This is a genomic window from Luteibacter sp. OK325 (assembly GCF_003050935.1).
Classification (GTDB): Bacteria; Pseudomonadota; Gammaproteobacteria; order Xanthomonadales; family Rhodanobacteraceae; genus Luteibacter.
Map to the genome: position 1 here is coordinate 13,235 of NZ_QAOX01000008.1, position 25,886 is coordinate 39,120.

General features: G+C 65.1%; 27 protein-coding genes. All 27 read right to left on the reverse strand.

Going from position 1 to position 25,886, the window contains the following annotated elements:
- Nucleotides 1-6: 6 nt before the first annotated feature.
- Nucleotides 7-408 (reverse strand): chemotaxis response regulator CheY, encoded by a 402-nt coding sequence (gene cheY, locus C8J98_RS16535; RefSeq protein ID WP_107914296.1) that lies wholly within the window; start codon nucleotides 406-408, stop codon nucleotides 7-9.
- Between the two features lie 54 nt (nucleotides 409-462).
- Complete coding sequence (locus C8J98_RS16540; RefSeq protein WP_046968439.1) at nucleotides 463-1,194, reverse strand: RNA polymerase sigma factor FliA; 732 nt, start codon at nucleotides 1,192-1,194, stop codon at nucleotides 463-465.
- Nucleotides 1,191-2,066, reverse strand: a complete 876-nt coding sequence (locus C8J98_RS16545) for a MinD/ParA family protein (protein ID WP_063573201.1) — start codon at nucleotides 2,064-2,066, stop codon at nucleotides 1,191-1,193. The genes C8J98_RS16540 and C8J98_RS16545 overlap by 4 nt, the downstream gene beginning before the upstream one ends.
- Before the next feature lie 62 nt (nucleotides 2,067-2,128).
- Nucleotides 2,129-3,481 (reverse strand): flagellar biosynthesis protein FlhF, encoded by a 1,353-nt coding sequence (gene flhF, locus C8J98_RS16550; RefSeq protein ID WP_233260261.1) that lies wholly within the window; start codon nucleotides 3,479-3,481, stop codon nucleotides 2,129-2,131.
- A 19-nt stretch (nucleotides 3,482-3,500) separates the two neighbouring features.
- Complete coding sequence (gene flhA, locus C8J98_RS16555; RefSeq protein ID WP_107914297.1) at nucleotides 3,501-5,612, reverse strand: flagellar biosynthesis protein FlhA; 2,112 nt, start codon at nucleotides 5,610-5,612, stop codon at nucleotides 3,501-3,503.
- A gap of 2 nt (nucleotides 5,613-5,614) precedes the next feature.
- On the reverse strand, nucleotides 5,615-6,757 hold the full coding sequence (flhB, locus tag C8J98_RS16560) for a flagellar biosynthesis protein FlhB (protein ID WP_107914298.1): 1,143 nt from the start codon (nucleotides 6,755-6,757) through the stop codon (nucleotides 5,615-5,617).
- Nucleotides 6,754-7,530: a flagellar biosynthetic protein FliR gene (gene fliR / locus C8J98_RS16565; RefSeq protein WP_233260262.1), complete on the reverse strand. Its 777-nt coding sequence runs from the start codon at nucleotides 7,528-7,530 to the stop codon at nucleotides 6,754-6,756. Before fliR ends, flhB begins: the two co-directional genes overlap by 4 nt.
- On the reverse strand, nucleotides 7,530-7,799 hold the full coding sequence (gene fliQ, locus C8J98_RS16570) for a flagellar biosynthesis protein FliQ (RefSeq protein ID WP_063572301.1): 270 nt from the start codon (nucleotides 7,797-7,799) through the stop codon (nucleotides 7,530-7,532). The genes fliR and fliQ overlap by 1 nt, the downstream gene beginning before the upstream one ends.
- Nucleotides 7,796-8,506, reverse strand: a complete 711-nt coding sequence (gene fliP / locus C8J98_RS16575; RefSeq protein WP_107914471.1) for a flagellar type III secretion system pore protein FliP — start codon at nucleotides 8,504-8,506, stop codon at nucleotides 7,796-7,798. Before fliP ends, fliQ begins: the two co-directional genes overlap by 4 nt.
- A 116-nt stretch (nucleotides 8,507-8,622) precedes the next feature.
- A complete protein-coding gene (gene fliO, locus C8J98_RS16580; protein WP_233260263.1) occupies nucleotides 8,623-9,051 on the reverse strand; it encodes a flagellar biosynthetic protein FliO in 429 nt (142 codons plus the stop codon).
- 5 nt (nucleotides 9,052-9,056) lie between these two features.
- Entirely contained in the window at nucleotides 9,057-9,332 is a 276-nt protein-coding gene (gene fliN, locus C8J98_RS16585; RefSeq protein ID WP_197478325.1) for a flagellar motor switch protein FliN, read from the reverse strand.
- Between the two features lie 422 nt (nucleotides 9,333-9,754).
- Nucleotides 9,755-10,777, reverse strand: a complete 1,023-nt coding sequence (gene fliM, locus C8J98_RS16590; RefSeq protein ID WP_107914300.1) for a flagellar motor switch protein FliM — start codon at nucleotides 10,775-10,777, stop codon at nucleotides 9,755-9,757.
- Between the two features lie 15 nt (nucleotides 10,778-10,792).
- Entirely contained in the window at nucleotides 10,793-11,293 is a 501-nt protein-coding gene (locus C8J98_RS16595) for a flagellar basal body-associated FliL family protein (RefSeq protein ID WP_107914301.1), read from the reverse strand.
- 197 nt (nucleotides 11,294-11,490) lie between these two features.
- On the reverse strand, nucleotides 11,491-12,639 hold the full coding sequence (locus tag C8J98_RS16600) for a flagellar hook-length control protein FliK (protein ID WP_107914302.1): 1,149 nt from the start codon (nucleotides 12,637-12,639) through the stop codon (nucleotides 11,491-11,493).
- Nucleotides 12,640-12,688: 49 nt separating this feature from the next.
- A complete protein-coding gene (gene fliJ, locus C8J98_RS16605; RefSeq protein ID WP_107914303.1) occupies nucleotides 12,689-13,123 on the reverse strand; it encodes a flagellar export protein FliJ in 435 nt (144 codons plus the stop codon).
- Entirely contained in the window at nucleotides 13,123-14,484 is a 1,362-nt protein-coding gene (gene fliI / locus C8J98_RS16610; protein WP_107914304.1) for a flagellar protein export ATPase FliI, read from the reverse strand. The genes fliJ and fliI overlap by 1 nt, the downstream gene beginning before the upstream one ends.
- On the reverse strand, nucleotides 14,481-15,122 hold the full coding sequence (locus C8J98_RS16615; protein ID WP_107914305.1) for a flagellar assembly protein FliH: 642 nt from the start codon (nucleotides 15,120-15,122) through the stop codon (nucleotides 14,481-14,483). The genes fliI and C8J98_RS16615 overlap by 4 nt, the downstream gene beginning before the upstream one ends.
- Complete coding sequence (gene fliG, locus C8J98_RS16620) at nucleotides 15,122-16,135, reverse strand: flagellar motor switch protein FliG (RefSeq protein WP_107914306.1); 1,014 nt, start codon at nucleotides 16,133-16,135, stop codon at nucleotides 15,122-15,124. The genes C8J98_RS16615 and fliG overlap by 1 nt, the downstream gene beginning before the upstream one ends.
- On the reverse strand, nucleotides 16,125-17,834 hold the full coding sequence (gene fliF / locus C8J98_RS16625; RefSeq protein WP_107914307.1) for a flagellar basal-body MS-ring/collar protein FliF: 1,710 nt from the start codon (nucleotides 17,832-17,834) through the stop codon (nucleotides 16,125-16,127). The genes fliG and fliF overlap by 11 nt, the downstream gene beginning before the upstream one ends.
- Before the next feature lie 37 nt (nucleotides 17,835-17,871).
- The gene (gene fliE / locus C8J98_RS16630; RefSeq protein ID WP_107914308.1) at nucleotides 17,872-18,201 is read right to left on the reverse strand and encodes a flagellar hook-basal body complex protein FliE; all 330 of its coding nucleotides are present in this window, start codon (nucleotides 18,199-18,201) and stop codon (nucleotides 17,872-17,874) included.
- Nucleotides 18,202-18,283: 82 nt separating this feature from the next.
- Nucleotides 18,284-19,705 (reverse strand): sigma-54 dependent transcriptional regulator, encoded by a 1,422-nt coding sequence (locus C8J98_RS16635; RefSeq protein WP_107914309.1) that lies wholly within the window; start codon nucleotides 19,703-19,705, stop codon nucleotides 18,284-18,286.
- Nucleotides 19,706-19,996: 291 nt separating this feature from the next.
- Nucleotides 19,997-20,572 carry a PilZ domain-containing protein gene (locus C8J98_RS16640; RefSeq protein WP_107914310.1) on the reverse strand — a complete coding sequence of 192 codons (576 nt, stop codon included), beginning with the start codon at nucleotides 20,570-20,572 and terminating at the stop codon, nucleotides 19,997-19,999.
- Nucleotides 20,573-20,602: 30 nt separating this feature from the next.
- Entirely contained in the window at nucleotides 20,603-20,899 is a 297-nt protein-coding gene (locus C8J98_RS16645) for a flagellar protein FliT (protein WP_107914311.1), read from the reverse strand.
- Complete coding sequence (gene fliS, locus C8J98_RS16650) at nucleotides 20,896-21,312, reverse strand: flagellar export chaperone FliS (RefSeq protein WP_107914312.1); 417 nt, start codon at nucleotides 21,310-21,312, stop codon at nucleotides 20,896-20,898. Before fliS ends, C8J98_RS16645 begins: the two co-directional genes overlap by 4 nt.
- Nucleotides 21,313-21,334: 22 nt before the next feature.
- Nucleotides 21,335-22,693: a flagellar filament capping protein FliD gene (fliD, locus tag C8J98_RS16655; protein ID WP_107914313.1), complete on the reverse strand. Its 1,359-nt coding sequence runs from the start codon at nucleotides 22,691-22,693 to the stop codon at nucleotides 21,335-21,337.
- Nucleotides 22,694-22,801: 108 nt separating this feature from the next.
- The gene (locus tag C8J98_RS16660) at nucleotides 22,802-24,220 is read right to left on the reverse strand and encodes a flagellin (RefSeq protein WP_107914314.1); all 1,419 of its coding nucleotides are present in this window, start codon (nucleotides 24,218-24,220) and stop codon (nucleotides 22,802-22,804) included.
- A gap of 468 nt (nucleotides 24,221-24,688) precedes the next feature.
- A complete protein-coding gene (gene flgL, locus C8J98_RS16665) occupies nucleotides 24,689-25,885 on the reverse strand; it encodes a flagellar hook-associated protein FlgL (protein WP_107914315.1) in 1,197 nt (398 codons plus the stop codon).
- Between the last annotated feature and the right edge of the window lies 1 nt (nucleotide 25,886).

Sequence of the window (25,886 nt, forward strand, 5' to 3'; positions counted from 1 at the left end):
ATTCCCTTAGCCCGCAGCCGCGGCGAGTCGTTCGAAGATCTTGTCGAGCTTTTCCTTCAGCGTGACCGCCGTGAACGGCTTGACCACGTAGCCGTTCACGCCACTCTGCGCGGCGGCGATGATCTGGTCGCGATTGTTCTCGGCCGTCACCATCAGCACCGGCATCGACTTCAGCGCAGCGTCCGCGCGGATGGCGCGAAGCAGTTCGATGCCCGTCATGTTGGGCATGTTCCAGTCGGTCACGACCAGGTCGAAGGACTGGGCGCGCAGCATCACGAGCGCCGCGTTGCCGTCTTCAGCCTCCTGGATGAGGGTGTTCGTAAATCCCAGCTCGACCAGGAGGTTCCTGACGATGCGGCGCATGGTGGAAAAATCGTCCACCACGAGGATCTTCATGTTCTTGTCCAAAACTCTGTCTCCGCCTGACTGCGCGTTCTTACCGGCGACGGCACCGCAATGCCGTCAATGCTTGTCTTTCCAACCTGTCATGCGGGCGCGGAGGCGGATCAGGGCCTGGCCATGGATCTGGCACACCCGCGATTCGCTTACACCCAGCACCGCACCGATTTCCTTCAGGTTGAGCTCTTCATCGTAGTACAGCGACATCACCAGCTTCTCGCGTTCGGGCAGGCCGTCGATGGACTGCGCCAGCGCATCGCGCAAGCCGTCCTGCTCGAAGATCCCTTCCGGACCCGCGGCGTCGGGGTCCGCGACATCGATCGCCGCGCCTTCGTCGCCTTCCGGCGCCGTGAGGCTGAGCAACCGAGCGCTCGCCGCGTCGGCCAGAATCTGGTTGTATTCCATGGCGTCGATACCAAGCCGCTTCATCACCTCGGCGTCTTCGGCATCCCCACCTGTTTCGTTCTCGATCTGCCTTGTCACTTCAGCCACCTCGCGCAACTTCCGGTGGACGGAGCGCGGGGTCCAGTCCGTCTTGCGCAGTTCGTCCAGCATCGCGCCCCGTATGCGGATACCCGCATAGGTCTCGAAACTGGCCGCGCGAGTCGGCGAGTAATTTCTTGCGGCCTCGAGCAGGCCGATCATTCCGGCTTGCATGAGGTCGTTTGCATCCACGCTTGGCGGCAGCCGGCCCATCAGGTGATAGGCGATCCGGCGCACCAGCGGCGCGTGGGTTCGTACTAATTGATCCGCCGGGATTCGCGTGACTTCAAGGTATTCCGTCGCAACGCTCACAGTGGCAGCCCTCCCCCCAGGTGGGACCGCTCGGCAAAAAAGCCGATGCGACCCTGAGCACGGGGTTCGGGTTCACCCCATGTATCGACCGACCTGGCCAGATTCTTGAATCCAACGGCAGATCGGCTACTCGGCCAGACGTCGACCACCGCCGACTGGCGGCGAATGGCCTGGCGCAGGTACTCGTCGTGCGGGACCATCCCCATGAAATCCAAGGAAACATCCAGGAAGCGGTTGGCCACCCGGGAAAGTTTCTCGAACAGCTGGCGGCCTTCCTGGGCGTGGCGGACCATATTGGCCACGATGCGGAAGCGGTTCACGCCGAACTCGCGGCTCATGACCTTGATCAGGGCATAGGCATCGGTGAGCGAAGCCGGCTCGTCGCAGACCACCACCACGACCTCGTCGGAGGCGGCGGCGAACATGGACACGCTGTCCGAGATGCCGGCGGCGGTGTCGACGATCAGGTATTCGGGGGCGGTCGGGTACTCGTCGAACGCGCGGATGACCGCGGCATGCTCGATGTTCGGCAACTGGGCCATGCGGCGGGCGCCGGAGGTGGCCGGAATCACCTTCAGCCCATGCGGCGCCTGGAGGATCAGGTCCTCGATGCGGCATTCGCCCTCGAGCATGTGGCCGAGATGGCGGGTCGGCTGCAGCCCGAGCAGCACGTCGATGTTGGCCATGGCGAGGTCGGCATCGAGCAGGACGACGTCGCGTCCGCCCATGGCCAGTGCCATGCCGAGATTGACCGCCACGGTGGTCTTGCCGACGCCGCCCTTGCCGCCCGCGATCGCGATGCTGCGCGTGGGGCGACGGTCGTCAAGCCAGTTGAGACCGGCGGCCTGGGTGCTATCGACGTGTGTGGTCATGAAGGAATTCACTGCCGTGAAAGAGTTTGCGGTTGCGGTAGTCACGTTCTGCGGGTCCCCGATCAAGCCAGCGCCGGCGCCGCGGTGCCGAAACGATCGGCAAGTATGGCGTCGTCGGGCTCCTCGTTGCGCTGCTTGAGCAACTGGGCTGCGAGGCAGACCAGCTTGCGCGCATCAGCGGAGGCGATGTCTTCAGGTACACGCTGCCCGTCGGTGGTGTAGTCCAGGGGCAGAGCGTGGCGAATCAGTGCCGACAGGGCGCCGCCGATCAGCGGGGCCTCGTCGAGCTTGGTAAGGATGGCGGTCTGCGGCGACAGCGGTGCGTACGAGCGGATCGCGTTGTCGATGGCCTGTGCCTGCGCGTTGGCGGCGAGCACCAGGCAGACGCGGAGGTTCGAGGTGGCGCGCAGCGTGTCGAACTGCTGCTGCAGCTTGGGATCGTTGCCGGCCATGCCGGCGGTGTCGACCAGGACGGTGTGCTTGCTGCGCAACTGGAGCAGCACGTTGCGCAGGCTGTCGGCGTCATGCGCGTTGTACACACGCACGCCGAGCAGGCGACCGTAATGTTCCAGCTGCGCGCCGGCACCGATGCGGTACTGGTCGGCGCTGATCAGGGCGACGTTGGACGCGCCATGCCGAAGCACGGCACGCGCGGCAAGCTTGGCAATGGTCGTCGTCTTGCCAACGCCGGTGGTACCGACCAGCGCGGTGATACCGCCGCCGACCGTGTCGAAGTTACGCCCGCTGGTGCGGATGTTGCGCGAAAGAATGCCCAGCGGCAGGTAACGCGCCTGCTCGGAGGTCATCCCGGCCGGCAGTTCGGCACACAGCGCGCGGGCCACGTCGCCGTCGATGCCCAGGCGGGTCATTTCGCGAAGCACGCGGGCACGTAAGGGCTGCTCGCGGTCCATCTGGTTCCAGGCCAGCGTGGAGAGCTGCACTTCCAGCATCTCGCGCAGGCTGTTGATCTCGGCACGCACGCCATTCACGGCGGCGTCGCTGTTCGGGTTGACCGTGGCGGCGCGAACCACGTCGGCCACGCTGGATGCGAGCGCGGCGCTGGACTGGCGCTGCGGCGCATTGGCGTTGCCTGTGCCGGTCTTGGTAGCGCGCTCGACGGCGGCGGCCGTGGCGGCGCGTGCCTGGTCGATGCGTGCGGCGCGATCGCTGTCGCGCGTGGCGCGGATCGGCGCCAGCGCAGCGGCATGCTTCGCGGCGGTTTCTTCAGCGGTCGGCGGCTCGAAGGCGAAGCCCGCTTCGCGGACCAGCGCTTCGTCGTAATCAAGTGCCGCGATGATTTCGATGCCGTCGTCCATCCGGCGCGTGGACAGGATCACGGCGTCCGGACCCTGCTCATCACGAACCTGGCGCATGGCCTGGCGCATGTCGGCGGCAACGAATCGTTTGATTTTCATGCGTTAGATCCTCTCTGTCCTATCGTCCGAGAGCCGTCACCAGCTTGACGCGGCGGTTGTCCGGAACCTCGTTATAGGCGAGTACATGCAGGTTTTGGGCCACATGTCGGGTAAAGCGTGAAAGCCACGGACGAAGTGCCGGCGAGACCAGCAGGACGGCCGGTTCGCCGGCCGCTTCCTGACGTCGTGCCGCCTCGGCCACGTTCTGCTGCAGGCGGTCCGCAAGGCCCGGCTCGATGGCCGCGCCAGCGGGACCACCGCCCTGTAGGGACTGAAGAAGAATCTGCTCCAGTTCCGGCGCCAAAGTAATGACGGGGACCTCAGTTCCGAGGCCGGCGATCTCCTGCACGATCTGTCGGCCGAGGGTGACGCGCACGCTGGCCGCGAGGACGCCGGGATCCTGACTCTGGCCGGCATGCTCGGCCAGTGATTCGACGATGCCGCGGAAATTGCGGATGGGCACTCGCTCGGCGAGCAGGTTCTGCAGGACTTTGACCACCGCACCGAGCGACAGGCGCTTGGGCACGAGGTCCTCGACCAGCTTGGGTGTCTGCTGGGCCAGGCGGTCGAGCAGCTGCTGCACGTCCTGGTGACCGATGAGTTCGTGGGCATGGTTCTGCAGGATGTGGGACAGGTGCGTGGCGATCACCGTGGCCGGGTCGACCACCGTATAGCCCAGTGTCTGCGCGTGCTCGCGCAGGCCGGGCTCGATCCACACGGCATCCAGTCCGAAGGCCGGATCGCGCGTGGCGATGCCATTGATGGTGCCGTGCACGCGGCCCGGATCGATCGCCAGCATGCGCTCGGTATGGATTTCCGCCTCGCCCATGGGCACGCCCATCAGCGAGATGCGATAACCGTGCGGCGAGAGGTCCAGGTTGTCGCGAATGTGTACGGACGGCACCAGGAAACCCAGTTCCTGCGACAGCTTGCGGCGCACCGACTTGATGCGCGCCATTAACTCACCACCTTGCGCCTTGTCGACCAGCGGGATCAGGCGGTAGCCAACTTCCAGGCCGATCGTGTCGACCTGGGCCACGTCTTCCCACGACAGCTCGAGCCGCTCGCCGGGGGGTGTCGATTCCAGCGCCAGTTCGGTGCCCGGCGTCGTTGCACCGCCCAGCGTGCCGAGGTCGGCGAGGCGATCTTTGTTCTGCTGCAGCTTCCACGCGCCGAAACCGGCAGCGGCGGCGAGCAGAAGGAACGGCAGGTTCGGCATGCCCGGGACCAGGCCCATCGCGCCGAGCACGGCAGCCGCCACGCCCAGCGCCTTCGGCTGGCCGAACAGCTGCCCCATCACGTGCTTGCTCATTTCCTGGGATTTGGACACACGGGTGACGATGACCGCCGTGGCGATCGAGAGCATCAGGCCCGGCACCTGGGCGACCAGGCCGTCGCCGATGGTCAGCAGCGTATAGGTGCGCGCGGCTTCGGAGGCGGACAGGCCGTGTTGCAGCATGCCGATGAAGAAGCCGCCGATGATATTGATCGCGAGGATGAGCATGCCGGCCGTGGCGTCGCCGCGGACGAACTTGGAAGCACCGTCCATCGAACCGTAGAAGTCCGCTTCCTCGCGCACTTCCTGGCGGCGCTCGCGCGCCTGTTCCTGGGTGAGCAGGCCGGCGTTGAGGTCGGCGTCGATCGCCATCTGCTTGCCGGGCATCGCGTCGAGGGTGAAGCGGGCGGTCACTTCGGAGACGCGCGTGGCGCCCTTGGTCACGACCACGAAGTTGATGATGGTCAGGATGGCGAAGACCACGAAGCCGACGGCGAAGTTGCCACCGATGACGAACTCGCCGAAGGCCTCGATCACCTTGCCGGCCGCGCCCGGGCCGTTGTGGCCGTGCAGCAGCACCACGCGCGTGGAGGCGATGTTCAGCGCCAGGCGCAACAACGTCGCGAAGAGCACCACGGTCGGGAACGAGGCCAGTTCCAGCGGGCGCATCACGTACATGGTGGCCAGCAGGATCACCAGGGACAGCGCGATGTTGAAGGTGAACAGCAGGTCCAGCATGAACGGTGGCAGCGGCAGCATGAGCATGCCGAGCATGACCAGCATGATCACCGGCGCGGCAATGCCCCGCCGGCCGATCTGCCGGAACGTGCCCATGAGCGTGGTCGTAGCTGCCATCGTCACTTATCCATACGGTAGGGGCCGAGCAGTTCAGGATCGATGTCCTGCTCGGGCAGATCGGGCGGGAGGTCGCCAACGGCGATCGCCTGCTTCAGGCGGAACACATAGGCCAGGATCTGGGCCACGGCGACATACAGTGCCGAGGGGATCTCGCGACCGACTTCCGTGGTTGCATACAAGGCGCGTGCCAACGGCGGCGATTCGACGACAGGAACCTTCGCCCCACCCGCCACGTCGCGAATCTGCTGGGCCAGGACGTCCACACCCTTTGCTACCACTCGCGGCGCGCCCATTTTCACTTCGTCGTACTTGAGCGCCACGGCGAAGTGAGTCGGGTTGACCACGATCACATCCGCCGTAGGAACGTCTTCCATCATTCGCCGACGCGACATCTGGTGCTGCATCTGACGGATCTTTGACTTCAGCTCGGGACTGCCGTCGCTTTCCTTGTGCTCGTCCTTCACCTCCTGCTTGGTCATGCGCATCTTCTTGGTGAAGCTGAAGGCCTGCCAGGGCGCATCGACCAGGGCAATCAGCCCCAGCGCGCAAGCGAAGATCAGCGACGCATGGCCGAGCACGCCGAAGGTATGGGCGATGCCCTCCTTCACCGGGCCGCTGCCCACCGCGTACATCTCGCGAGTGGTGCGATTGAGGAACCAGACCAGCGCACCGCCGATAAGCAGCAGCTTCAGCAACGACTTGCCCAGCTCGACCAGACCGTTCATCGAGACCAGGCGGCCGAAGCCCTTGATCGGGTCCATGCGGTCGAACTTCGGTACCAGGGCCTCGGCTGAGAAGTTGAGGCCGCCCATCAGCGCAGGGGCGGCGATGGCAGCCACCGCGGTCACGGTGAACACCGGGCCGAGTAGCTTCAGGCCTTCACCGGCTGCGGTCATCAGGGCGCGACTCAGACCATTGGCCGCGAACAGATCGTCCCGGCCGTAACGCAGCCCTACGTGCATGATGTTCGCGGCATGCACGGCCATCTGCTCGCGCGAGGCGATCATCGTGGTTACGCCAGCGAGTACCACCACGGCGGTGGAAAGGTCGCGCGAACGCGGCAGGTCGCCCTTCTCGCGCGCTTCGCGAAGGCGTTTGTCACTAGGTGATTCGGTTTTGTCTTCCTGGTCGGACTCACTCACGGCGAGGACCTCCCGACCATCTGGCGCATGGCTTCCCAGGCGTCCGTCTGCAGCGAATCCCAGGCGCTGGGCAGGCCGCGCAGCGCGAGCCACACGGCGATGATGCCCAGGCAGATGGTGATCGGAAATCCGACCGCGAAGAGGTTCATCGACGGTGCCGAACGGCTGATCGCGCCGAAGCCGAGGTTGACCACGAGCACGGCGGTGAGGGCCGGCAGCGCAACGCGTACGGCACCCGCGAACAGGTGGCTGGCGAACTGGAGCACGCCCCAGATGCCCTCCGCACCGATGCCATGGTCGCTCACCGGCATGGTGCGAAAGCTATCGGCAAGCAGACTGATCAGCTGCAGATGGCCATTCATCACCAGGAACAGCAGGGTCACGATCATCGTATAGAACTGGCCGAGCACCGGCGTGGTGCCGCCGACACCCGGGTTCACCACTTCGGCGAAGCCCAGGCTCATAGCCTGCGAAACGAACTGGCCGCCGAACGCCACCGCCTCGAACACGATCTTGAGGATGAAACCGAGCGCGGCGCCGATGAGTACCTGCTGGGCCAGCGTCGCCACGCCCTGCGCGGACAGTGGGTGAAGCGCCAACGGCGCCAGCGGGGCAAGGGTCATGGTCAACAGCACCGCCAGGCCCATCTTGATGCGCACGGGAATCGTGGTCGCCCCCAGAACCGGCGCGACGAGTAGCAGGCCGGAGATGCGGGCCATCGCCCAGCACGCCGCACCCACCCACCCTTCGAGCTGGTTCAGGTCGATCGGCATCAACGCACCGCCTGGGGCAGGCTTTCGATGAGCGTGCGGGTGAATGTCACCAGGGTGCGCAGCATCCACGGGCCGGTGATGATCATCACCAGCGCCATCGAGATGAGCTTCGGAATGAAGCTGAGGGTCTGCTCGTTGATCTGCGTCGCCGCCTGCACCATGCCGATGATCAGACCCACCGCAAGCGCGGTGAGCAACAGCGGCGCGCCAACCAGCATCGCGATATGCAGGGCCTGCTGCCCGAAGGCGATGACCGATTCGGGCGTCATTGGTAGAAGCTCCCGGCCAGGGTCCCGAGCAGCAGTGTCCAGCCGTCGACCAGGACGAAAAGCATGATCTTGAACGGCAGCGAGATGATCATCGGCGAGACCATCATCATGCCCATCGACATCAGCACGCTGGCCACGACCAGATCGATGATCAGGAACGGAATGAACAGCAGGAAGCCCATCTGGAAAGCGGTCTTCAGCTCACTGGTCACGAAGGCGGGCAGCGCGACGCGGTAAGGCACCGAATCCTTGTCCGCATAGGGCTGCTCACCGGCGAGCTTGGTGAACAGCTGGAGATCCGGCTCGCGGGTCTGGTCGAGCATGAAGTGGCGAAATGGCGCGGCGGCGAGCGGAACGGCGTCCTGCACAGACATCTGACCGTCCATGTACGGTTTGATACCCGTGTCGTAGGCCTTGTTGATCACCGGCGACATCACGAACAACGTGAGGAACAGCGACAGGCCGAGGATGACCTGGTTGGGCGGCGTGCTGTTGGTACCCAGCGCCTGGCGGAGAAAGCCGAGCACGATGACGATGCGGGTGAACGAGGTCATCATCAGCAGGATCGCCGGGAGGACCGTCAGCGCCGTCATCAGCGCCAGCATCTGGATTGACAGCGACCAGTTCTGGCTGCCATTGGCGCCCGGCTGCACGTTCAGCAGCTGGATACCCGGCGGCGACAGCGGATCGGCAGCGAAGGCGGCCATCGGCGCGAAAAGCAGGATGACGAAGACAAACAACGACCAGCAGCGCACTTTGTGGGACTGCTTTGTGAAGGACCGCTCTCTGTGGGAGCGGGCTACGCCCGCGATAGCCTCCCCGATCATGGCCGCTTCCACTGATTGAGCACGTCGCGAAAACCACGAATCGCCGGCACTGAAGCCGTCGGCGTGGTGTCGTCCTGTACCGGCGTGGCCAGGACATGCAGCGTACGCAGGCCACCGGTGGGCGAGGCGCCGACCAGGAGCTGCGTGCCACCGACTTCGAGCAGCATGACCTTTTCCTTGATGCCGACCGGCATCGATTCGATAACGCGGATCTTCCGGCCGCCCGGACGCACGCGCCCCTGGGCGCGACGGCTCAGCCAGCCAACGAAAAAAATGAGCGCGATGACGCCGAGCAGGCTGATCAGCACGCGAACCAGTTCCGCGCCCGAATCCACCGCCGGAGTGGTGAGCGGGGCAGCCACCGGGGCCGCCATCAGGGCGCAGGAAAGGAAACCACCCATGAGGGCGGCGGCAGTACGGCGCATGATGATCACCGCAGCTTGCGGACGCGCTCGGCCGGACTGATCACGTCGGTCAGCCGGATACCGAACTTCTCGTTGATCACGACCACTTCGCCGTGGGCGACCAGGGTCCCGTTAACGAACACATCCAGCGGTTCGCCGGCGGCACGGTCCAGTTCGACCACCGAGCCCTGGTTGAGCTGGAGCAGGTTGCGGATGCTGATCTTGGTACGACCGACTTCCATCGCCATCGTGACCGGCACGTCCAGGATGACGTCGAGGTTCACCTCGGCACCCAGGCCCATGGACTTGTGCAGGCTGGCTTCGTTGGCGCCTTCGATCTCTTCGAGCGTGGTGGGTTCGTTCATGTCGGTTCCGGTGATCGCGTTGCTGGGTATGTACCCTTAGAAGCAAACGGCGTGCCATGGATTCGGCGACCGGGAGACGGTGAATTTTTCGTGTTTTTTCAGGTGTTTGGCGGGGTGACCTGGGGAGCCCAGGCCGACCCGAAACTGACGCTTGTCGGAAAGCTGACGCGTGACGGCAGTTGCGCGCGGAGACGGTCAGTTGACGTCAGGTTGGGGGACTGGGGCGAGCACCCATCGCCGCTGAAGCGGCTCCCACACAAAGCAGATGACCGGCTCCCACACAAAGCAAATGACCCACCGGCCCAGGGGTCCGGCAGGTCTTTTGTGGGAGCCGATTCATCGGCGATGCTTTTCAGACCTCAAACCAACTCAGGAATCGGCTCGGTGGTCGTCACCGGCATGGCCTTGCCCTCGCCGCGCTTGCGCATCAGCGAATCGAACTGGATGGCCTTATTGCCGTTGGAATTGGCCATGCGGCCGCGGAAGATCGGCACGTCCTCGGCGAAGATCGTGGCGAACTCCGGCAGGTTGATCGGAATGACGTCGCCCTTGCGCAGGTGCAGGAAGTCGCCGATGGTCAGCCGTGCTTCGGCCAGCATCGAGGTGACCTCCACTTCTGCGTCGAGGATCTCTTCGTGCAGGTTCTGGATCCAGCGTTCGTCACGCTCCGCGCGGTCGCTCTGTACGCCGGCGTCGAGCAACTCGCGGATCGGCTCGACCATCGAGTACGGCAGGGTCAGGTGCACTTCGCCGCCACCGCCATCGAGTTCGATATGGAAGCGCGACACCACCACGGTTTCCGTGGGGCTGACGATGTTGGCGAACTGCGGATTGATCTCGGAATTGAGGAACTCGAACTGCATCTTCAACACCGGTGCCCAGGCCTCGGCCATGGCCGTGAAGGCTTCCTGCAGCACGATCTGGATCACGCGGTTCTCGGTCGGGGTGAAATCCCGGCCTTCGATCCGCGCGTGATAGCGGCCGTCGCCGCCGAAGAAATTGTCGATGACGGTGAAGACCAGGCGCGGCTCGAACACCATCAACGCCGTACCGCGAAGCGGCTTGATCCGGATCAGGTTGAGATTGCTCGGCACCGCCAACGAGTGCACATACTCGTTGAACTTGGTCATCTTCACGCCAAGCACCGAGACTTCACAGGACTTGCGCAGCACGTTGAAGAGGTTGGCGCGGAAGTAACGGGCGAAGCGGTCGTTGACCATTTCCAGCGTCGGCAGGCGGCCGCGGACGATGCGGTCCTGCTGGGTGAAGTCGTAGTCCAGGATGCCACCGGGCGGCGGAAGCTCGATCTCGGTCTCGACCGCGCCGCCTTCCACGCCAGCCAGGAGGGCGTCGATTTCTTCCTGGGTAAGGATGTCACTCATGGCTGAAGCTTCCCGTCACTGCATGATGAAGCTGGTGAAGTAGACCGCGTCCACGCCGGGACGACCGATCTTCTCCTTGAGCACGCGCTGGATTTCGGCCAGCGCGGCGGCCTGCAGCTTGAGCTTGCCCTTCACGTCGGACAGCGACTTGATGTCCTGCGCGGAGAACAGCATCAGCAGCGCATTGCGGATCTCGGGATCGGCCTCCTTGGCGGCGGCGATCGCTTCGGGATCGTGCGACATCACGTTCACGCCCACCTGCAGGAAACGCAGGGCGGTATCGTCCTGGAAATTGACCACGAAGGCGGGGTCGAGCTGCAGGTAAACGGCCGGCTTGGACTTGGCGAGCTCGGTCGCGTCAGCGGCGCCTGCCTTGCCGTGGCCGCCCTTCATCATGACGTAGCCGCCCACGCCGCCGGCAACAAGCACCACCAGCGCGGCGACGAGGATGAGCCCGCCCTTGCCCTTCTTCTTGGGAACGGCGCCTTCGGTGGATTCTTTGGGTGCTGCGGCCATGCGTGGAACCTCTGCAATGCGAATACGAATACGGTCGTGCCCGTAGGGCTTGCAGGTATTGTTGCAAGCCACGTGCCATCCGCGTCATCCGGTATGCGGATGGAAAGATGGCGCTGTGACGCGGTTCTCGTCGAGAGACCGCCCCGGCGGAAGAGGCGATAATTTGACGCCCGCCGACATCACGTCACCGAGACGGGTTACGCCACCTCGTCGAGCAGGCTGCGCGACACGCGCGAGGTCGCCACCGCGCCCGTCGCCGCCGTACCGTCGTCGGCCCCGCTGTGCTGCCCGGCCGCGGCATCGCCGTCGGCGGGATTCTGTCCGGGATTACGCTGGCCGACATCGGCCTGGCCGAGGGACAGGCCGTGATGCGCGAGCATGGTGTCCAGCTGCGACAGCGTCTGCTGCACGGCGTGCACCGCCGCCGGATGCTGCGCGAGGATGGCGACATTGACCTTGCCGCCATCCATGGTCACATGCACGTCCATGCTGCCGAGCTCTTCCGGATGAAGCTTGATGCGTGCCGACTTGACGTCGCCCGAGCCCATCCAGGCGATCTGTTCGCCCAACTCCTGGCCGAATTGCGGCGAGGTGGCCGCCTGGGTCGCCTGAACCTGCACCGCCGGACCGGCCACGCCGTTCATCGCCGGCGCGTGCATGAGCGGCATCGGGCTGGCGTTCGCCGGATCGGTCGCCGGGGCGTCGTCCTTCGGCACCGACAGGTCACTGCCCTGGGCGGCGAGCAGGGCCGCGAACGGCGACGCGGTGACCGTGGCAGCGGGAGTCGCCACCGCAAGGGTGTCCATGGTTGTCAGGCCGGCCGCGGCGCCGTCCTTCGTACCAGCCGTGGCATCCACCGTGGCGGCAAGACCAGGCGTCGTACCCGCACCGGTCATCGAGGCGAGTGCATTACCCAGCTTGCCGGCCGTTGCTGTCGCCGTGGCGAGCGCCTTGGCAGCCAGGCCACCGACCGCCGGTGGCACGCCAATCAGGGCGAGCACGCTGGTAGCGAGCGACGTATCGCCGTCGGTCGAGTCGTCTTTCTTCGTCGCGTCGTCGTCCGGCTTCTTGTCGGTCGCCTGGGTCGATGCCGTCTTGTCCGTGCTCGCGTCTTTCGCGGTCGAGGACGTTGTCGTCGATGGGGTGCTGCCCTTGTCCGAGGATGGGTCGCTGGCCTTGCGCGCATCGGCGTGCGCCGCATCCATCGCCGCGTCGAAGCGCTTGTTCGAGGCCGTGTCGTCGTTCGCCTTACCTGTCACCGAAGACGCATTGGCGGCGCCCGGCGCGGGCGAAGGCGTGGGCGTGGCGGGGCGGGCGACGTTGAGGGCAATCGTGGCGTTGTTCATGCGGGATACTCGATGAGGTCGTTCGGGAGGCGGCGGACGCACGGAGGCGTCACGCCTCGCTCCGGGGATTTCGGCGGTATTGCGAGCGTTCGTCTGCCTGCGCCTGCTCGCGGCGATCTTCCGACTTGCGTTCCTGTTCGCGGTACTTCGTGGTGACCGAGTCCAGTGCCTTCGCGCGGCCCCGTGCATCGCTCCACAGCCTCTGCGCGTGATCCAGCGCCTGTTCGCGGCGCTGCACCTCACCCAGTTGCTGCACGATGGCCATGTCGATTTTCTGCAGGAACTGCTGCCGGTTGAGCAAGGCGGCGATGCCGATGCCATCCGGCATCTCGGCGTATTCGTTGCGGTACTTGCGCAACTCGACGAGCTGGTGCTCGGCGTCGGCCAACGCGCGTTGCTGCGTGGCAAGCACGCGCACGGCGTCCTCGGCCTTTTCTTCGGCCAGGTCGACCACAGGTTGCAGGCGGTCGGCACGCGACGGCATCAGCTGGCCTTCGTCGTATCAGCGAGGCCGGATTCGGCATCGGCAAGATTCACCGGCTCGTCGGTTTCCTGCTGGAGAAAGGCCGACAGGCGCGGGTAGAGCGCGATGGCCTCGTCCGTGCGCGGATCGCTGCCCTTCTGGTACGCACCCACGGCGATCAGGTCGCGCTGCTGGCGATACGCCGAATAGACCTGGCGGAAACGCTGCGCGGAGCGCATGTGATCCTTGCTGACCACCGCAGGCATGACGCGACTGATGGAGGCTTCGATGTCGATCGCCGGGTAATGACCCGCTTCGGCGAGATCGCGCGACAGCACGATGTGCCCGTCGAGGATGGCACGGGCTGCGTCGGCGATCGGGTCGTGACGGTAATCGTCACCCTCGGTGAGCACCGTATAGAACGCCGTGATGGAGCCACGACCTTCGGCGTCGTTACCGGCGCGCTCGACGAGCGCTGGCAGCATCGCGAACACCGACGGCGGATAGCCTTTGGTCGCCGGCGGTTCGCCGATGGCCAGTGCGATTTCGCGCTGGGCCTGGGCATAGCGGGTGAGCGAGTCCATCAGCAGGAGCACGCGCAAGCCCTGGTCACGAAAATGTTCGGCCACGGCAGTGGCGACCTGCGCACCACGCAGGCGGCTGAGCGGCGGCGCATCGGCCGGCGCGGCGACGACGACCGCCCGACGGCGACCCTCCTCGCCCAGCGTGTGGTCGACGAATTCCTTTACTTCGCGACCGCGTTCGCCGATCAGGCCGACCACGACGACGTCCGCATCGGTAAAGCGGGTCATCATGCCCATCAGCGTGGACTTGCCTACACCGGAGCCGGCGAACAGGCCGATGCGCTGGCCGCGCCCGACCGTGAGCAGCGAATTGATCGCGCGCACACCGACGTCGAGCGGCGTGTCGATCGGCCGGCGCATCATCGGATTGATGGGATCACGACGCAGCGGCGCACGCTCGCGTGCCAGTAGCGGACCGAGACCGTCCAGCGGTGCGCCGTCCGGACCGATCACACGACCCAGCAAGGAGTCGCCCACCGGCACGCCGGAGACAGCTGCCACCGGCGTCACGCGTGCATTGGGCAGCACACCGTGCATCTCGCCCGTGGGCATCAGCAGCAGGCGGCCATCCGAGAAGCCCACCACTTCGGTTTCCAGCTGCCTGCCGTCGGCACCGGCGACCATGCAACGGGCGCCGACCGGCGCCTCACAGCCGACGGCTTCGAGCGTGAGCCCGACCACGCGGCGCAGCTTGCCTTCCGCCTGCAGCGGACGCACCCGCTCGGCGCTCGCGCGCTGGGCGGCGAGCGATTCGCGCCAGTGCGCGATGCGAGCGGCGGTGTGGTTCTCGGCGCTCACGAGGGATCGACCTGGCCTTCGAGCACGCTGTCGATCACGGCGGCCAGGCGCGTTCGTACACGCGCATCCAGGCGCGACTGTTCGCTCTCCAGGCGCACGTCGCCGCGCTCCAGCGCGGCGTCGTCGACGACCGTGCCTTCATGGTCGACACCGACGCGGTGCTCGCGAACGAGCGCGGCGTCGGCGGGATTGAGGTGAATCTTGAGGTGACGCGTTGCAGCGGGCAACGCATCGACAGCCTGGCGAACCATGTCGAGAATCTTTTCCGGCTGGGTGGCGATTTCATAGCCGAGGACGCGCTCGGCGATCACGGTCGCGAGGACGGCGAGGTCACCGGCAACATCATGGTCGAGTTCGGCAAAGGGACGTTCGACAGCGGCAAAAAGGGCCTCCAGTCGCGCCACCTGCTCGGCAAGCTCTCGCTTGGCCATGGCGCGGCCTTCATTGAGCCCTGCGTTGAAGCCTTCCTCGCGCGCCTGCCGCTCGATCGCTTCGATCTCAGCCACCGTGGGCCGAAACGGACCTTCGTCCTCGACTTCCGGGCGGGCGACATGCGGATCCGGCCCACCTACGATCGGCAGCTCCCAGCGTTCGAACTGGTCGACGCGTTCCCGGGCGAGGATCGAGGTAAGACTCATCAGACGAATTCTTCCCCGCCACCGGCGAGATTGATCTGGCCCGCGTCAGCGAGACGACGCGCCGTGGCCAGTACTTCCTTCTGTGCCGCATCCACCTCGGAGAGGCGAACGGGACCCTTGACCTCGAGATCGTCGCGCAGCATGTCCGCGGCGCGCTTGGACATGTTGGCGAAAATCTTCTCGCGGATGGCCGTCTCCGCACCCTTGAGGGCAGTGATGAGGCGTGCCGACGGCACTTCGCGCAGCAGCGTCTGCATGCTGCGATCGTCGAGCTCGGCGAGGTCGTCGAAGACGAACATGAGTTCTTCGATGCGCTCGCCCAGGCCCGTGTCGATGCCGCGAATGGATGCCATCAGCTCGGCCTCGCGCGCGGTTTCCATCGCGTTGAGGATGTCCGCCGCGGCCTTCAGGCCGCCGACGCTGGCCGACTTCAGTTTGTTGGAGTTACCGGAGAACTGGCGCTCCATGATTTCGTCGAGCTCGTTCAGGGCGTGCGGCTGCACGCCGTCCAGCGTGGCGATGCGCATGACCACGTCGCTGCGTGTACGCGCAGGCAGGTAACCGATGACTTCGGCGGCCTGGTCTGCCTCGAGGTGAGCCATCACCAGCGCAATGATCTGCGGATGCTCCTGCCCGATCATCTCGGCGATGGCGCGGCTCTCCATCCATTTCAGCGATTCCAGGCCCTTGCTGCTGCGGCCCAGGAGGATGCGGTCGATCAGGCCGCCGGCCTTGTTCTCGCCGAGCGCGTTGACCAGGATGCGGCGGATGTATTCCTCGGTGCCGACACCGATCGAGGTGTGCTGGCCGACGTCTTCCTGCAACTTGGTCAGGACGGTTTCGACCTGCTCCTTGGAAACATTCTTCAGCGCGGCCATGGCCGTGCCGACCGCCTGCACGTCGCGTGCGCCGAGGTGCTTGAGGATCGACGCGGCGTCCTCCTCACCCAGGGTGAGCAGCAGGATCGCCGCGCGCTGCGCGCCGGTCAGGGAATCTTTCGGTTCAAGCGCCATCGTCGGACACCCAGCTCTTCACGACCTGCGCAACCTGTTTGGGATTCTCGGCAGCCATGCGCTTGGCCAGACCGACCTTCTGTTCGTAAGCCAGCAGCGCGGGTGAACCCAGCTGCGGCGAGGTGCTCACACGGTCCGGGGTCATGTCGTCATCGTCGACCATCACCGACACCGTCGGCATCGGGCCAGCGAGCGCCACGTTCATGTTCATGGGCGCCGGCTTGAGCAGGCCCTTGAGGATGGGGCGCAGGACGAAGAAGCCGACCACCAGGGCGATCATCACGCCAAGGCCCTGCTTGATGAGATCGAGCATGCCCGGGCGTTCCCAGAACGGTGTCGATTGCGGTTCCTCGTCGGCGATCGCGCCGTGGAACGCTTCGTTGATGACGCTGACGCTGTCGCCACGCGCGGCGCTGAAGCCGACCGCGTTCTTGGTGAGTTCGGTCAGGCGGGCGATTTCTTCCGCCGTGAACGGCACGCTCTTGTTCTTGCCGTCCTTGTCCGGCACCTGCTTGTTGTCGACCACCACGGCGACCGAAAGCCGCGCGACCTTGCCGGCAGGATCGGTGACGTGGCTGACCGTGCGATCGAGTTCGAAGTTGCGCGTGGCGCTCTGCGTCTGCTGCGTCGGGGTCTGTGCCGTCTGGGTAGCGGCGTTCTGGCCCTGCCCCGGCTTGGCACCGGCGCCCGCAGCCGGATTGGCGGCGGTGGCGTTCGCGCCGGTGTTCGGCGGCTGGTTGCTCAGTGCACCCGGCACGCCACCGTTGTTGGCGGCGTCTGTACGCGTTTCGCTGTTGGTCTGCTCGCTGCGCAGCGCGGGATTGTCGTGGTTGAACGTTTCGCTGGCCTTCTCGGTCTGCGAGAAATCGAGGTCGGCGAAGACCTGGGCGCGCACCTTGCCGGCGCCGACCAGCGGCGTGAGCAGGTCTTCGACGCGCTGCGTATAGGTGGCTTCGATGCGATTGGACAGGCGCAACCGGCTGTCGCCGATAGCCGAGGCGCTGTCCGGGTCGCTTACCGTGAGCAGGTTGCCGCCCTGGTCGATCACCGAGACCTGGCGCGTATCGAGATCCGGCACGCTGGCGGCCACCAGATGCACGATGGCGGCCACCTGGCCCTGGTCGAGCTGACGGCCCGGATAGAGCGAAACGACGACCGAGGCGCTGGCCGGCTTGTTGTCGCGAACGAAGGCGGAAGGCTTGGGCAGGGCAAGATGCACGCGCGCCGCGCGGATGGACTGCAGGCCGGCGATGGTGCTTGAGAGGTCGCTCTCGAGCATGGACTGGTAGCGCGAGCGTTCGGCCATGTCGCTCATGCCAAACGGAGAATCCGCCTGCGGCACGGCGCTCGCGCCGCTGCCCTGCGGCAAGCCCTGACCGGCAAGCTTGAGGCGGACGCCGGCCGCGTCGGCGGCAGGCACGAAGATGGAGCTGCCGTCGTTGCTGAGCGTGTACGGAATGTTACTCGTCTGCAGCGCCTGGGTCACGGCGGCGGCGTCTTTCTGTTCAAGGCCACCGTAGAGCAGGCCGTAGTTCGGCGCACGCGACCACATCACCGCGGCGATGCCGATGGCGACCGCGCCTGCGATACCCGCGAGCATGAAGAGCTGCCGCGCCGCCGGCGTCTGTGCCAGCGACTTCAGCGAGTCCATGCGCTTGCCGTCGTTTTTGTCCGTGGTGGCTACGCCGTTATCTGCCATGGTTCGACTTCAGTCCTTTCCGGAGACGCATGCCGCTTTAGACCGACATGTTCATGATTTCTTTGTAGGCATCGACCATCTTGTTGCGCACTTCATTCATCGCGCGGAACGAGAGGTCGGCTTTTTGACCCTGGATCATGACCTGCGCCAGATCGATGCCCGGATCGCCGCGTTCAAAACCTGCCGCCATCTGTTCGGCTTTATCCTGGCTCTTGGACACGCCGTCGATGGATTGCTTGAGCAGGTCACCGAACGAGCTCTTCCCGGCGCCTGCCGCCTCGCCCACGCCACGAATGGCGGGCATCTCGCTCTGCGCGGTGATGCGGCGCATCTGGAGCAGGAGGCTGTTGACATCGATGGTGGTCATGACGGTTTTCCAACGCGTTATCGGCTTACTGGCACTCGATGCACGAGCTATGCCAACCGAACGCGATCCACGCAGCGGGCGGTCAGCCCACCTGCGCGGTCTCGGACAAACCGTACTTGCGCAGCTTCTCGACCAGCGTGGTCCGCTGTACGCGAAGCAGCTTGGCCGCATGGGCGACTACGCCGTTGGCCGAATTCAGCGCCTGGCGGATCAGACCGATCTCGATACCGGCCAGGTGATCCTTGAGATCCAGGCCGCCCAGCGGAAGCACCGCGGGGTCGCCCTCACCGAAGGCGAACGTTTCGGTCACCGGCTCGGGCTCGGCTTCCATCATGGCGATCAGGGCGGCACCAGAGACTTCTTCCACGGGCGCTGCGCCGCGGTATTTTTCCGGCAGGTCCGCGGCGCGTACATCGCCGTGCGGCATGAGGATGGCCATGCGCTCGACCAGGTTCGACAGTTCGCGCACGTTGCCCGGCCAGGGGTGCTGGCACAGCGCGTTCATCGCGCTGGGCGAGAAGCGCACGGACGACAGGCCACGCTGGACCAGGCGCTGGTTGAACTCGGAGATCAACGCCGGGAGATCTTCCAGGCGCTGGCTCAGCGACGGCATCTCGAGGGGGAACACACTCAGACGGTAGAAGAGGTCCTCGCGGAACCCGCCGCGCTCGATCGCGGTTTCGAGGTCGCGATGCGTAGCAGCGATGATGCGCACGTCGCAGCGCTGCGCACGGTTACCGCCGACGCGCTCGAAAACGCGCTCCTGCAGCACACGGAGCAGCTTCACCTGCATCGGCAGGCTCATGTCGCCAATTTCGTCGAGGAACAGCGTGCCGCCCTCGGCCATCTCGAAACGGCCCTTGCGGGTGCTGATGGCGCCGGTGAAGGCACCCTTCTCGTGGCCGAACAGCTCGCTTTCGAGCAACTCGGCGGGAATGGCGCCGCAATTGATCGCGACGAACGGTTTGTCGCGGCGCGGCGAGCAGTCGTGAATGGTGCGCGCGACCAGTTCCTTGCCACTGCCGGACTCACCGAGCACGAGCACGCTGGAATCGAACGGGGCCACCTGGCGGATCAGCGCGTTGACGCGCTGCATCGGACCGGACTGGCCGACGAAGCGGCGGCTGGCCGGGGTCGGCTCGACGCGCGAATGCAGGGCACGCAGGGCTTCGGAGAGGCGCTCGTAGCGCAAGGGCACGTCGATCAGTTCGACGTTCTGGCTGCGCGCATCGTCGCCGACGATCAGCGAGGTGGCCAGCGGGGAATCGGCGGCTACCAGCAGCGGCAGGTTGCGCGCATGGCGACCGAGGCCGGCCAGGTAGCCTTCCAGCTCGCTCTCGTCTTCCACCGTGCCGACAAAGGCACCGCGCCAGCTCTCGCTCGCATCCAGGGTCGACGTGCGGTTCGCCAGCACCGGCCGGTAGCCGAGGAAGGCGAGCGCCGAGACGATGTTCTCTGCGCGGGTGGCGTCGGACTCGATGACGAGAAAGTTGGAAGACTTCACCTGAAATACCTCACGTTTGCGTGTGATCGAAGTGCCAGGGCGGGATTCGCGGTGGAATCCCGTCGGCTTCGTTGCAAGGTATCAATCAAGGAGCGTGCCAACGTCGGAATTCCGGCGCGACGCGGCAAGAACTCACGCTCTGTAGCGGGCTCGGTCTAGGTGAAGAAAACCTTTTCGGCAGGTCGCGGCGGCGTGAAGAAGCCCGGTGACGTCAAGGCTGACGACACGCGTCCAGAATGTGACGCAGGACGCCACGCGACGTTCAGACGTCACGTGACGTAAAATGTCACTTCACCCTTCCGAGGGTTCTTGCGGGCGGGAATGCGCCCTCGCCTCGGCCACCTGGCGCCGGTGCTGGCGAAAAACCAGTCGCTCGATGCCGTCACGGACCGGTTCGGTGAGCCCCTCGAAACCGAGAAACCCCTTGCCATCGGTGGGACCGGCAAGGCGGCTGCACGGCAATTCGAGGGGCAGCGCCCGGCAGGCATCGAAGTGGATCTTCAGCAGTGCCGTCTGGCCAACCGGCGGCAGGCCATCCCAGGGCAGGACCGCCCCGGACGCGTTGAAGCGAAGTGCGATGCGAGGCGGCAGGCCCGACTGCGGCAGGAGCAGCCGGTTGACGATCTCCATGAGCACGTTGAGCTTGGCGTCGAGCCGGGCCACCTCCTGGGTGAGCGGGCTGTCGTCTTCGCTGGTATCGCTACGCCGGTCCATCAGGGCGGAGACCGCGACCAGGACGCTGGCGTTCCGGTCGTTGATCAGGGCGAGGAGTGCGGCATCGGGGCGTGGACCCGCCTCACACGTGGCGTGGAAGCGGGCGTCCCAGGCGACGCGTTCGGAAAATTCCAGCCAGCCTTCGTCACTCATGCGTGGCGCCCCTGCCAAAGGATAGGTCGATCAGAACGAACTATACGCGGCGACGGCCCGACGAACGCGCCGGGAGGCATCCCATGCCGCGGCGGTCTCGTCGCGGGCGGCGGATACCAGGTCCTTGATCAGCCCGTCGGTGAGCATGATCGCCTTGAGCGATTCGATCGATTCCGGGGTGTCGCGCATGCTGCCGCTACGCAGGACCGGCTCGCGCTCGGCTTCCAGCGCGGTCAGTTCGTCCCACTGCCCTTCGCTCGCAGCCGCATGCATCGACTCGGTAAGGGCGAGTACGCGGTCGAGGTCGCACCAGACGGTGTCGTTCACGCGCCGGTCCCGGCCACCTGGCGCGCTTCGACCGGAATGGCCACCCAGCTTTCGCGGATCTGGCCCAGCAGGGCGCTGACTTCGTCCAGCGCGCTGATGTCGTTATGCACGTTGGCGTGGAGCAGCCGACGGCTCATGTAGTCGTAGAGGCTGTCCAGCTGGCCGATGAGCGGAGTCTCCACGTTGTGGTTCAGGCCGCCCTGCAAGGCGCCGACGATTTCGATGGACTTGGAGATTGCCTCGCCCTTGCCGGCAACGTTGCCATTGACCGTGCAGCCGCGTGCGAAGCGGATGCGCTCGAGCGCACCGTCCATGAGCATGGTGACCAGACCGTGCGGATCGGCGGTTTCGACGCCGCCGTGGGTACGGACCTGCTGGTAGGCGCCTGCGCCCTGGGAATATCCGAGTGCCATGTGTGAGTCCTGGGGTTTCCGATCAGCTCTTCGAGGCGGTCAGCGAGTCGAACTGCTGCTGGAGGAAGCTGCTCGTGCTGCTCAGCTTGGTCATCATCGTGTCGAGCGCGGTGTATTGCGTGGTCAGCCGCGTGGTGTAGTCCTGGATGGTGACCTCATAGTCACTCTGCTGCTGCGCGATGTCCTTCGCTTTCTGGTTCAGGTTGGCGGTGCGCTGCGTCAGGATGCCGCTGGACGAGGTCCAGCTGGTGATCATGGCGTCCAGCTTCGGTGCGATGCCGTTGGCGCTACTGAGCAGGTTCTGCGTTTCCTTCGGATTGCTGGCGAGGGCCGCGGTGAGCTTGGTTGAGTCGAACTTGAGGGTGCCGTCCACCTGGAAGGAGACGCCGAGGTTGCTGAGCGAGGTCGGACCCGAGCTGTTGCCGGAGAACTGCGATCCCAGCAGGCTGCTCACCTGGCTTTTGAGCGAGGTGACCGTGGCGTCGCCGATCAGCGCGCCGACCTGATTGTTGGTCGAGTCGTACTTGGTCAGCGTCTGGTATGTCGAGACGAACGAGTTGTACGAAGTCACCAGGCTCTGCAGCGCGGTGCTTACTGCCGTCGGGTCGTTCGCGATAGTGAGCGAGCTGGAGCCGATCTTCGAAAGACTGAGGGTCACGCCGTCGATGGCGCCCGCGACCGAATTGGTCGTACTGGTCGCCGGGGTGCCGTCGATCGTGAAGGTCGCGTCCTGCGCCTTGGTCGTCGCCGTGTCCGTGGTCGGATCGAAATTCAGCTTCGACAGGTTGCCGTCACCGCCACTGGTCGTGACCGTGAAAGCGTTGGCGGCGCCGGTGGACGTGGAGGTCAGGACCAGATGCGCCCCATCGGTACCGGTAATGATGCTGGCCGTGACGCCGGGGTTGTCCGAGGACTTGTTGATCGCATCGCGAATGTTCTGCAGCGAATTCGAACCCGAAGCGACGTTCAGGCTCATCGACTTGTCGCCGATCGAGATGGTCAGCGTGCCGGTGCCGGCAGCGGACGTGGCGTCGGTGAAGCCCGAGGATGTGGTCTTCTGCACGGAAGCCAGCTGGCCGACAACGATGTTGTAGGTATTGGGCTGGGCGTCGGCATCGGCGGTTGCGCCGATGATGGTGGAGTCGCCGATCGAGGTCTTCTGCGTGGTGAACGCGGAACCGTCGGTAAGCGCCTTGATCGCGGCCTGCAAGCTCGTCAGTGACGAGGTGAAGTTGCCGATCGCGGAAACCTGGGTGGTATTGGCAGTGGCCTGGTCGGCCAGGGCCTTGTCCGTCGCAGCGCGTTTGTTCGCAACGAGGTTGCTGACAATGGACGCGACGTCGATGGAGCTGGAACCGAGTGTGATGGGACTGGTGGCCATGAAGCTCTCCTGGGGGACGCCTCACTGCCCTGGGCGCCAATTTGTCGACGGCTGGCCCCCTCGCGAGGACCAGCCGCAGACAACTAAGCAATTACCCTGCCAAGCCTATTACTGGAGCAGCTTGGTGACGATCTGCTGGCTCTGGTTGGCCTGGGCGAGGACCGAGACACCGGCCTGCTGCAGGATCTGAGCCGAGGACATGTTCGCCGTTTCCTGGGCGAAGTCGGCGTCGGTGATAGCCGACTTCGACGAGGTCAGGTTCTGCGAGATGTTCTGCAGGTTGGAGATGGTCGACTCGAAGCGGTTCTGCACCGCGCCGAGGGTGGAGCGCAGGCTGGAGACCGACTGCAGGGCGGCATCGATACGGTTGATCGTATCGTTCGCGCCGTCCACCGTGGACACGCTGGCGTCGGCGAGCGTGCTGGTGGCCGAAACCGCCGTGGTGCCGGTGGCAAAGCCAAGCGTCGCGGCGGCGCCGGTCGCGGTGATCGTGATGTCCTGGGCGGAGGAGAGCTTCAGGCTGCCATCGGTCGCGCTGACATAGGCCGTGATGCCTTCGCTGGACTTGCTGTTGATTGCGTCGGCCAGGTCCTGGGTGGACTTGAACGTGCCCGAGATGTTGAAGGCCGTACCGCTGCCAACCTGGATCGACAGGGCGCCCGAGGCGATCGTGACCGGAGTGGTAGCGGTGCCGGCGGGAGCGGCGACAGCCGTTGCAACACCCGTGGACGTCGCGGTACCGGTGGTAGCTGCAATCGAACCAGCCAAGCCGAGGCCGGCGGCGCTGGAACCGCCCACGACAATGGCGGCACCCGTGGTATTGGTCAGCTTGACTTCGCCGCCGACGACCGTTGCGAGACCGGTCGACACAGTGTTGATGGCGGCAGCAAGGCCGGCGGCATCGGTGAAGTTACCGGTGACGTCCGTGCCGCCGATCGTCAGCTGACCAGCGCCGAGGGTAAGGCCGGCAGCTGCGGTCGGGAAGGTGGCGGCGACCGACGTGGTGGCCAGCTGGCCGACCTGGTTGGCCTTCATGCCGGTGTTCAGGCCGACGTTGATGACTTCACCGACGTTCGCGCCAACCTGGAAGCTGAGGTTCTGGGCGGAGCCGTCCAGGACCTTCATGCCGTTGAAGTTGGTCTGCGTGGCGATACGGGTGACTTCCGCCAGACGCTGCTGGACTTCGGCGTCGAGCGCGGCGCGGTCAGACGGCGAGTTCGAGGCGTTGGTCGACTGAACGGCCAGCTCGCGGATGCGCTGCATATTGTTCGTGACTTCGTCGAGGGCCGACTCGGTCGTCTGCGACAGCGAGATGCCGTCGTTGGCGTTCTGCACGGCGCGGTTGAGGCCGTTGATCTGCGTGGTCATGCGGGTCGAAATGGCGAGGCCGGCGGCGTCGTCCTTCGCGCTGTTGATGCGGTTACCCGACGACAGACGCTCGATAGCCGAGGCCAGCTTCGTCTGCGAAGTGCCCAGGTTACGCTGAGCGTTCAGCGACATGATGTTGGTGTTGATGGTCAGAGCCATGGGAATAATCCTTTGTAAGCGGAACCGAAATGCCGGAGGTTGTGCGGCGTAGTCCGGCGGGGTTCCGTAATGGAAGCCTTCCGCCTCAGAGAGGTTTACGGCACGCCGGGAAGAAACTTGAGAACTTTTTCTGCCTGTCAACAACTTTCTTGATCAGGGTCCGGAAGAAATGTGCCCCAGGCTCTGTCGGGTTCCTTATCGGCACATCAAGCCCGAGGTTTAGCCCTATTTTCGGTGGGAGCCGATTCATCGGCGAATGGCAAATAAACCCGCGGCGCAGCCGCGACCTTCAGGTTGCTGGCCTCAGTCCCCACCGAAGCAAGAGCTCGCCGATGAATCGGCTCCTACACCACTCATAAAAAAAAGGCGACCTTGGGCCGCCTCTCTTGTCCGGACGAATCGCCGCTGAAGCGGCTCCCACAGCTGAAGCGGCTCCTACATCTGAAGCGGCTCCGACATCGCTTGTCGTTACTTCAGGTAATTGAACAGCGAGAGATTCTGCATCTTTACGTAGGACTGCTGTGCGGCATCGAGCGCCGCTTGTTGCTGCGAGAACTTGCTCGCCGCACTGGCAACGTCAAGCTCGGTCAGGTCCGACAACGTGCTCGCATACTGCAGCGAGGAATCGGCGCTGATCTGCGTCTGCTGGTCGAGAATATTCATGCGCGCACCGATCTTGGTGCGCGTATCGACGAAGCTCGTCTGCGCCTGGTCGAGGTTCTGCAGCTGCGCATTGAGCTTGTTGTTCATGCCTGCGCCGCCGCCGGGCGTTTCGAACGCCGTGATGATGCCGGCCACCGTCGAGAACACATCCTGCGACGAGGACGGCGCCACAGCGAACGAGTCACCCGTCGCCGGCGTGCCCGTGATATTGAGCTGGGCGCCCTTGAAGTTGATCGCGCCGCTGTCGCCCGAATACGTGCCTGTCGAGAGGGCCGGACCGGTGGGGTTCGTCGCGTCATGTATTTCGTAGGTGGTGGGCGAGGTGAAGTTCACCGTGTAGCTACCGCCATCCCACTGCGACGCATCCGTCACCGAGGTCGCACCGACCACGGCCGTACCCGTATTGGTCGCTGCCGCTGAGGTGACGAAGGTACCGTTGCCACCACGGATCGACATGAAGACATCCGAGCCGCTGTCACCGGTCGCCACCTGCAGGCCGGCCGCAGCCGCCACCATGCGCTGGTTCTGGTCACCGCTGTAGCTGACACTGAGGTCGGAGATACTGAACGGCTGGGTGGAGGTACGGCTGCCGGCGAAGAGGTACTCGCCCTGCCCGTCCTTCGTATTGCCCAGGGCTACGAGCTGGCCGAGCGTCTGCCGCAACTCGGTGGCGATCGACTGCCGCGACTCATCGGTCTGCGTACCGTTCATGCCTTCCAGCGTGAGCGTACGAATGCGATCGAGGATGTCACTGGCGGAGGAAATCGTGCTCTCCTCGGCGGAAAGCTTGGTGTTCGCTGACTGGATATTGCGCGTGTACTGGTCGTTCTGGGCGCTGGCCGAGCTGACGTCGACCGCACGAGCGGCGGCGGCAGGATTGTCCGCGGGAGTCTGGATGGCCTTGCCATTGCCGAGCGCGAGCTGGGTCTGCGACAGGTCGTACTGGCGATCCAGCATCGTGTTGACGGATTGCTGCGCGCTCCAGGATGTCGAAATACGCATG

Coding starts and splice junctions, on each gene's coding strand:
- fliP (WP_107914471.1), bottom strand. CDS start 8,506: ATGGCCGCCTTCGCTGCCGATCCGCTGTCGCCGCCGGGTATCCAGCTG.
- flgL (WP_107914315.1), bottom strand. CDS start 25,885: ATGCGTATTTCGACATCCTGGAGCGCGCAGCAATCCGTCAACACGATG.
- C8J98_RS16640 (WP_107914310.1), bottom strand. CDS start 20,572: ATGAGTGACGAAGGCTGGCTGGAATTTTCCGAACGCGTCGCCTGGGAC.
- flhF (WP_233260261.1), bottom strand. CDS start 3,481: ATGAAAATCAAACGATTCGTTGCCGCCGACATGCGCCAGGCCATGCGC.
- fliJ (WP_107914303.1), bottom strand. CDS start 13,123: ATGCCGTCGCGTGCCGACCGCCTGCAACCTGTGGTCGACCTGGCCGAA.
- C8J98_RS16545 (WP_063573201.1), bottom strand. CDS start 2,066: ATGACCACACACGTCGATAGCACCCAGGCCGCCGGTCTCAACTGGCTT.
- fliG (WP_107914306.1), bottom strand. CDS start 16,135: ATGGCGCTTGAACCGAAAGATTCCCTGACCGGCGCGCAGCGCGCGGCG.
- fliM (WP_107914300.1), bottom strand. CDS start 10,777: ATGAGTGACATCCTTACCCAGGAAGAAATCGACGCCCTCCTGGCTGGC.
- C8J98_RS16600 (WP_107914302.1), bottom strand. CDS start 12,639: ATGAACAACGCCACGATTGCCCTCAACGTCGCCCGCCCCGCCACGCCC.
- C8J98_RS16595 (WP_107914301.1), bottom strand. CDS start 11,293: ATGGCCGCAGCACCCAAAGAATCCACCGAAGGCGCCGTTCCCAAGAAG.
- fliN (WP_197478325.1), bottom strand. CDS start 9,332: ATGGGCCTGGGTGCCGAGGTGAACCTCGACGTCATCCTGGACGTGCCG.
- fliO (WP_233260263.1), bottom strand. CDS start 9,051: ATGCGCCGTACTGCCGCCGCCCTCATGGGTGGTTTCCTTTCCTGCGCC.
- fliE (WP_107914308.1), bottom strand. CDS start 18,201: ATGACCACCATCGATGTCAACAGCCTCCTGCTCCAGATGCGCCGCATC.
- fliR (WP_233260262.1), bottom strand. CDS start 7,530: ATGCCGATCGACCTGAACCAGCTCGAAGGGTGGGTGGGTGCGGCGTGC.
- flhA (WP_107914297.1), bottom strand. CDS start 5,612: ATGGCAGCTACGACCACGCTCATGGGCACGTTCCGGCAGATCGGCCGG.
- fliD (WP_107914313.1), bottom strand. CDS start 22,693: ATGGCCACCAGTCCCATCACACTCGGTTCCAGCTCCATCGACGTCGCG.
- fliS (WP_107914312.1), bottom strand. CDS start 21,312: ATGGCACTCGGATATTCCCAGGGCGCAGGCGCCTACCAGCAGGTCCGT.
- C8J98_RS16615 (WP_107914305.1), bottom strand. CDS start 15,122: ATGAGTCTTACCTCGATCCTCGCCCGGGAACGCGTCGACCAGTTCGAA.
- C8J98_RS16660 (WP_107914314.1), bottom strand. CDS start 24,220: ATGGCTCTGACCATCAACACCAACATCATGTCGCTGAACGCTCAGCGT.
- fliQ (WP_063572301.1), bottom strand. CDS start 7,799: ATGACGCCCGAATCGGTCATCGCCTTCGGGCAGCAGGCCCTGCATATC.
- fliF (WP_107914307.1), bottom strand. CDS start 17,834: ATGGCAGATAACGGCGTAGCCACCACGGACAAAAACGACGGCAAGCGC.